Below are 6781 nucleotides of genomic sequence, written 5' to 3'. Positions count from 1 at the left end.
CAGTAGTGAAACGAAACAGCGCCGATGATAGTGTGGCATTTGCCATGTGAAAGTAGGACATCGCCAGGCTCCAAATTAGAGAAAGCCCGATTCGAAAGAGTCGGGCTTTTTTTGCGTTTAAGCTATCCACACAATGTGACTTATCCATTCTTCAGGTAGGTTGGGCTGGCTTCAAACGTTACTCTCGCTACTCGCTAACTAACTCATCACTCACTCATCTCCCGTTCATTAAATTAACTTTGCTTTGTTTATGGCTTTGATTTAGGATCAAACCAGTTTAAAAGCAAGAATTAATGGCCTGTGTCTAGATTACTTATTTGTTTATTATTATTTTTTTCTAGTGTTCCAACTTTTGCAGTTGAGGTGACTAATCTATACCAAGATACTCTGAAAGTTGCTGATAAATCGCGAGATGCTCGATTAGCTGCTAGTCGTGAAGCACTTCTTAATGTATTGGTTAAAGTGACGGGTGATACATCAGCAGATCAAAACCCTGTTGCCAAAGAGCGTACCCGCGATATTTCAGACTATATGCTTAAGTTTGAATATGATGAAAAGCCAGATGGTACTTTGAACTTGGTTGTTAAGTTTGAAGCTAATAAAATTAATGCATTAATAAAGGATTTAAATCTGCCTTTATGGGGAACACGACGCCCGCTAGTAGCTATCTGGTTAGCTATAGAAGATAATTGGCGACGTGAGCTCGTTACGCAAGAAAGTTACCCACAACTTGAGCAATTAATCTATGATAAGGCCGACAGACGTGGTTTGCCTGTGGTTGTGCCATTACTTGATTTGCAAGATCGTTCTATAGTTGGCATACCCGAAGTATGGGGAAATTTTTCTGAACCAGTAGAGCAAGCATCAAGTCGTTACAGTGCAGAGCGTAGTATCACAGCTCGAATGTATCAGCAGCAAGATTCTGAAACTTGGGTGCTTGATTGGCGTTTTACAAATGCAGAATTATTTGAAACAAATCGATTAGTTGGTGATAAGCAACAAATTGTTGCAGATATGGTCGATAATTTAGCGGGCGGTTTAGCACAAGAGTATGCTATTGACCCTACCATGATTGGCCAGCTTGCAACTGCAACATTTTACCTAAAAGGTATTGATAACTTTGTAGATATTGAAGTTGCAAAACGTCGTTTAGAAAGTTTAAGTGTTGTAACTCGAGCTGAAATCACTATCCGAAAACCTGATACTGTACAGTTTACTGTAAATCATACTGGCAGTATGAATGATTTCAGAAAAGCTCTCGAGTTAGACAGTGCGTTTAAAGCTTATCAAGATCCTCGTGATTTTTATCAAGTGGTAACAGGTGATGAGTTAGAATATAAGTGGCAAGGGCTTTAAAACACGTGCAAGAACCTATGCAAATGGCATTACCGGTTACATTACCCGATGATGAAACATTTACATCTTACTTTGGTGGTGAGAACTCGCTTGAAGTCAGTCATCTTAAAGATGCGTTCACAAAGCTCAATAATAAGTTTCAATATACCTACTTATGCGGCCTAGGCGATTCTGGTAAATCCCACCTCTTATACGCGACTTGTATTCACGCTCAAGAGCATGGTTTATCAACGATGTTACTGTCGATGCGCGAGGTGATTGATTTTGGCCCTGTGGTACTCGAAGGCCTCGAAAACCTTGACGTTTTATGTATCGATGACGTGCACTTAGTGGCAGGGAATGATGCATGGGAGAAGGGGCTATTTAACTTTTTTAATCGCTTTAACGAGCCTGGTAAATATCTTGTTGTAACAGCCGATCTATTGCCTGATATGTTGCATATAAACTTACCAGACTTAGTATCTCGACTAAAATGGGGTACCACATTACAAATTCGCTCAATGAGTGATGATGATAAAGCAGAGGCACTTGTACGCCGCGCACACATGCGTGGCCTTGAACTGACCGATGAATGCGCGCGCTTTTTATTAACGCGATTAAGCCGTGATATGCGCGCTTTACTCGATGTTTTAGACAAACTTGACCATGCCTCGATGGCCGCACAAAGAAAATTAACAATTCCCTTTATAAAATCAACGTTAAAGCTTTAGTAGGGCTAGAATCTAGTCCTTGCTTTCAGTTATCATTAGCTATTACAAAATCCTTCTGTGAAAGACCAGGTACTCAATGAACTTAGAAAATATTTTAGCGCAAGCACTTGAGGCAGTTGCCAGTGCGAATGAAATCGCGCAGTTAGAAGATATCAGGGTTAATTACCTTGGTAAAAAAGGTGAAATCACCAACTTACTTAAAACGCTAGGCAAGATTGCCCCTGAAGAGCGTAAAGAAGCGGGTCAAGTGATTAACCAAGCAAAACAAGAAGTACAAACAGCCATTAACGAAAAGCGTGAGTTACTAGCAAGTAAGGCTCTTGAAGAGAAACTAGCTGCAGAAACGATCGACGTAACTTTACCGGGTCGTGTTATGCCAACAGGTGGCTTACACCCAGTAACTCGTACAATTGAACGTATTGAAAGCTTTTTTGGTGAGTTAGGTTTTGCGGTTAAATCAGGCCCAGAAGTTGAGGATGATTTTCATAACTTTGATGCGCTAAATATTCCTGAGCACCATCCTGCGCGTGCTGATCACGATACTTTCTATTTCAACCCTAAGCTTGTGCTTCGTACACAAACCAGTGGTGTACAAATCCGTACTATGGAAACTGAGCAGCCACCATTGCGCATCATTTCTCCAGGTCGTGTTTATCGTAACGATTATGACCAAACTCACACGCCAATGTTCCACCAAGTGGAAGGCTTAATGGTTGATACAGATGTAAGCTTCACTGAGTTAAAAGGTATTTTGCACGATTTCTTACGTAACTTCTTTGAAGAAGATATGGAAATCCGTTTCCGTCCTTCATATTTCCCGTTTACTGAGCCATCAGCTGAGGTTGATGTTATGGGTAAAAACGGCAAGTGGTTAGAGGTATTAGGCTGTGGCATGGTTCACCCTAACGTTCTTAAATCAGTGGGTATTGATCCAGAAAAATACACAGGCTTCGCATTTGGTATGGGTGTTGAGCGCTTGACTATGTTGCGTTACGGCGTAAACGACTTACGTGCATTTTTCGAAAACGATTTAAAATTCCTAAACCAGTTCCGTTAAGAGTGAAGATATAAAATGAAATTTAGTGAAAAGTGGTTAAGAGAGTGGGTTAACCCAGCAATCGACACACAGGCTCTTTCGGAACAGTTATCAATGGCTGGTCTTGAAGTTGACGGTGTTGAGCCTGCAGCGGCTGAGTTCACAGGCGTTGTAGTTGGTGAAGTGGTTGAGTGTGGTCAACACCCTGATGCTGATAAATTACGTGTAACTAAAGTAAACGTAGGTGGTGATGAGCTACTTGATATCGTTTGTGGTGCACCTAATTGTCGTCAAGGTTTAAAAGTAGCTGTTGCGACAGTTGGCGCTGTATTACCGGGTGACTTCAAAATCAAAAAAGCCAAGCTTCGTGGGCAACCATCTCACGGTATGCTGTGCGCATTCGTTGAGTTAGGTATCAGCGAAGAAGGTGATGGCATCATGGAACTACCAAGTGATGCACCAATCGGCACTGACTTACGCGAGTACTTAAGCCTAGACGACAACATTATTGATGTTGACCTAACACCAAACCGTGGTGACTGTTTAGGTATTAAAGGTCTAGCGCGTGAGGTAGGTGTACTGAACAGTATTGATGTTAACAATCTTGAGATTGCCCCTGTTGCGGCGACGATTGAAGATAAAGTATCCATTGAACTTGTTAATGATGATGCCTGTCCTCGTTATCTAGGTCGTGTAATCAAAGGTATTAACCTTGATGCAGAAACACCGCTTTGGATGGTAGAAAAACTTCGTCGCAGTGGTATTCGTTCAATTGACCCAGTAGTTGATGTTACAAACTACGTGTTATTAGAGCTTGGTCACCCAATGCACGCATTTGATTTAAATGCGATTGAAGGTGGTATTAAAGTTCGCAGCGCTAATGCTGGTGAAGAAATCGTTCTTCTTGATGGCAATACTGCGAAACTAAATGAATCTACACTTGTTATTGCTGATCACAATAAAGCACTTGCTATCGCGGGTATTTTTGGTGGTGAAAAGTCAGGTGTGACTGAGTCAACGTCAGATATTTTATTAGAAAGTGCCTTCTTTAACCCGGTAGCGATTGCTGGTCAAGCACGTAGCTACGGCTTACACACGGATGCATCACACCGCTACGAGCGTGGTGTAGATTTTGCGCTACAAAAAGATGCGATGGAACGTGCTACAGCATTACTTCTAGAGATTGTTGGCGGTGAAGCAGGCCCTGTTGTTGAAGCAGTAGCAACTGATAAATTACCAAAAGTGACAGAAGTGCGTTTACGTCGTGAGCGTTTAGACCGTGTAATTGGTCATCATATTGATGATGCAAAAGTCACTGACATCCTAACGCGCTTGGGTCTAGATGTGAAAATTGTTGATGGTGTATGGAGCGCTGACGTACCTAGCTATCGCTTTGATATTCGTATCGAAGAAGACTTAATTGAAGAAGTTGCACGTGTTTACGGCTATAACAGCATTCCAAACGTTGCACCAACAGCTAAATTAAAAATGACTAACCATGACGAGTCACATGTTGCGGTAACTAAATTCCGCAATACGCTTGTAACACGTGGTTACCAAGAAGCAATTACCTACAGCTTCGTTGATCCAAAAGCACAAGCAATTCTACATCCACAAAGTGATGCGCTTGTATTACCACACCCAATTTCAGTTGAAATGTCAGCAATGCGTGTGAGCTTAATGCCGGGTCTATTAGCATCGTTAGTGTATAACCAAAACCGCCAACAACCACGTGTACGTTTATTTGAGCATGGCTTAAAATTCTTACGTGACGAGAATGCTGAAAACGGCGTAAACCAAGTTGCTGTGATTGGTGGTGTAATCTCTGGACTTGCTCACGGCGAACATTGGGTTCAAGAAAAGCGTAGCGTTGATTTTTATGACTTAAAAGGCGATGTTGAAGCACTTTTAGCAATTAGCAACGATATTGCACGCTTTGAGATAAAAGCAGAGCAGTCTGATGGCTTACACCCAGGTCAATCAGCAGTTATTTATGTTGATGGTAAAAAAGTAGGATTTTTTGGTGCTGTGCACCCACAAGTGCAAAAGTTACTAGATATCAATAACACAGCCTTTGTATTTGAAATCGAAATGTCAGCCCTTGAAAAAAGAAAATTACCAGAAGCGGTAACGGTCTCGAAATTCCCGTCAAACCGCCGTGATATCGCGATTTTAGTGAAAGATCACGTAAAATCTGGTGATATTTTAAATGTAATAGAAAAAGTTGGCGGAAATCAATTGGTTGACCTAAACTTATTCGATGTGTATAAGGGCAAAGGTATTGAGCCAAATTATAAGAGTTTGGCGATTGCTCTAACACTGCAAGCGGTTGATAGAACGCTCGAAGAGAAAGATATCAATCAAGTAGTTGATAATGTGGTGGCCGCATTGGCCGAACAATTTAACGCATCGTTGAGGGACTAGATATGGCGCTTACTAAAGCCGACATAGCTGAACACCTATTTGAAAAACTCGGGATCAATAAAAAAGATGCCAAAGATTTAGTTGAAGCGTTTTTTGAAGAAATCCGCTCAGCGCTAGAAAAAGGCGAGCAAGTAAAGCTCTCTGGATTTGGTAACTTTGATCTTCGAGATAAGAAAGAACGTCCAGGTCGCAATCCGAAAACAGGTGAAGACATCCCTATTTCGGCACGCCGAGTAGTGACTTTTAGACCAGGTCAAAAGCTAAAAACTCGTGTAGAAGTTGGCACAAGCAAAGCAAAATAAGAAAAGGCAGCGTTAGCTGCCTTTTTTATTTGTCTAAGCACTGCACTAGCGAATTTATTAAAACCCGCGTGGTGATACGAAGCTACCCGCTTGGATGCTATCGTAGGTTTTTTGCGCTAAATCATCTAAGCTGTCCAGGCTTTTACCTGCGGCAGCGAGTTGATGCTCGATAGGTAAAATATCGACATCTTCATACCCAGATAATTGTGCTACACGTGCAAAGGTGTAGGCATGCTTATACTTTTCATGTTTGTAGAATAAGCTCACAAGAGTAGGGTAGATCTCAGGGTTGGGTGTTTCACCTGCTTTATTCAGTTCTAGCGTTTTGTAAAGCAAGTCAATGGTTTTTTCATCATCAAACTTAACGTAGTAGCTTGCTAAGAAAAACTGCATTTCTGCATCTTCAGTTACGCGCTTATCTTGTTTTTCTTCAAGGGCGAGAAGTTTCGTTAACGCTGATTGGTCGTTATTACGTGACCAATGGTAATACAACAAACCTGGATGATTTGTATCTTTTGTATCTTGGAAGATACGTGTCATCTCTTTAATACTGGTTAAATGACCTTCAACACGAGACGTCGTTTTTTCTTTTAGTTTTATATGCTCAATTTTGGCAGCGAGCGATACACACTGATCGTATTTCTCGAAATCTTTTAATAACTGGTATTTGTTTTCGTCTGTTGGTGACTTATATTCAACATATCGCTGAATGATGACCTCGGCACGTTGCTCTTTACAGTGACTGTCTTTATTTAAATCACTGCAAAAGCCAGGAGTCTCTTCGCATACCTTTGCCAGTGTAAGCGGATCTTCACACCCCGTTAACGCCAATAAACCAAGCAACACGCTTGCTCTTAATAACATTCCTTAACCTCGACTTAATAATTACGACTTTATTCTAGCGCAATGAATTGTTCTGTAACAGTGGAGAATCATTTGAGTTTAAATTAGAA

At 41.3% G+C, this 6781-nt stretch carries 6 protein-coding genes; 5 read left to right on the top strand and 1 reads right to left on the bottom strand.

Going from position 1 to position 6781, the window contains the following annotated elements:
• Positions 1–300: 300 nt before the first annotated feature.
• The 5 genes from ACSFVZ_RS13845 to ihfA all read left to right on the top strand — a co-directional run bounded on the left by ACSFVZ_RS13845 (position 301) and on the right by ihfA (position 5828).
• The gene (locus tag ACSFVZ_RS13845; RefSeq protein ID WP_253039632.1) at positions 301–1356 is read left to right on the top strand and encodes a DUF2066 domain-containing protein; all 1056 of its coding nucleotides are present in this window, start codon (positions 301–303) and stop codon (positions 1354–1356) included.
• Between the two features lie 17 nt (positions 1357–1373).
• Positions 1374–2066 carry a DnaA regulatory inactivator Hda gene (gene hda / locus ACSFVZ_RS13840; protein WP_213018564.1) on the top strand — a complete coding sequence of 231 codons (693 nt, stop codon included), beginning with the start codon at positions 1374–1376 and terminating at the stop codon, positions 2064–2066.
• 76 nt (positions 2067–2142) lie between these two features.
• Positions 2143–3123 (top strand): phenylalanine--tRNA ligase subunit alpha, encoded by a 981-nt coding sequence (gene pheS / locus ACSFVZ_RS13835; RefSeq protein WP_062568835.1) that lies wholly within the window; start codon positions 2143–2145, stop codon positions 3121–3123.
• Between the two features lie 15 nt (positions 3124–3138).
• Positions 3139–5526, top strand: coding sequence for a phenylalanine--tRNA ligase subunit beta (gene pheT / locus ACSFVZ_RS13830; protein ID WP_295511206.1), 2388 nt, complete (start codon positions 3139–3141; stop codon positions 5524–5526).
• Positions 5527–5528: 2 nt separating this feature from the next.
• On the top strand, positions 5529–5828 hold the full coding sequence (ihfA, locus tag ACSFVZ_RS13825; RefSeq protein WP_002960690.1) for an integration host factor subunit alpha: 300 nt from the start codon (positions 5529–5531) through the stop codon (positions 5826–5828).
• 57 nt (positions 5829–5885) lie between these two features.
• Here the strand turns inward: ihfA and ACSFVZ_RS13820 are convergent, their stop codons facing one another.
• Complete coding sequence (locus ACSFVZ_RS13820; protein ID WP_135925283.1) at positions 5886–6692, bottom strand: DUF2989 domain-containing protein; 807 nt, start codon at positions 6690–6692, stop codon at positions 5886–5888.
• Positions 6693–6781 lie beyond the last annotated feature (89 nt).

The organism is Pseudoalteromonas nanhaiensis (assembly GCF_051235485.1).
Classification (GTDB): Bacteria; Pseudomonadota; Gammaproteobacteria; order Enterobacterales; family Alteromonadaceae; genus Pseudoalteromonas; species Pseudoalteromonas lipolytica_C.
Note: the sequence above shows the minus strand (reverse complement) of the source record. Positions and strands in the feature narration are given on the sequence as shown.

Coding starts and splice junctions, on each gene's coding strand:
- hda (WP_213018564.1), top strand. CDS start 1,374: ATGCAAATGGCATTACCGGTTACATTACCCGATGATGAAACATTTACA.
- pheS (WP_062568835.1), top strand. CDS start 2,143: ATGAACTTAGAAAATATTTTAGCGCAAGCACTTGAGGCAGTTGCCAGT.
- pheT (WP_295511206.1), top strand. CDS start 3,139: ATGAAATTTAGTGAAAAGTGGTTAAGAGAGTGGGTTAACCCAGCAATC.
- ihfA (WP_002960690.1), top strand. CDS start 5,529: ATGGCGCTTACTAAAGCCGACATAGCTGAACACCTATTTGAAAAACTC.
- ACSFVZ_RS13820 (WP_135925283.1), bottom strand. CDS start 6,692: ATGTTATTAAGAGCAAGCGTGTTGCTTGGTTTATTGGCGTTAACGGGG.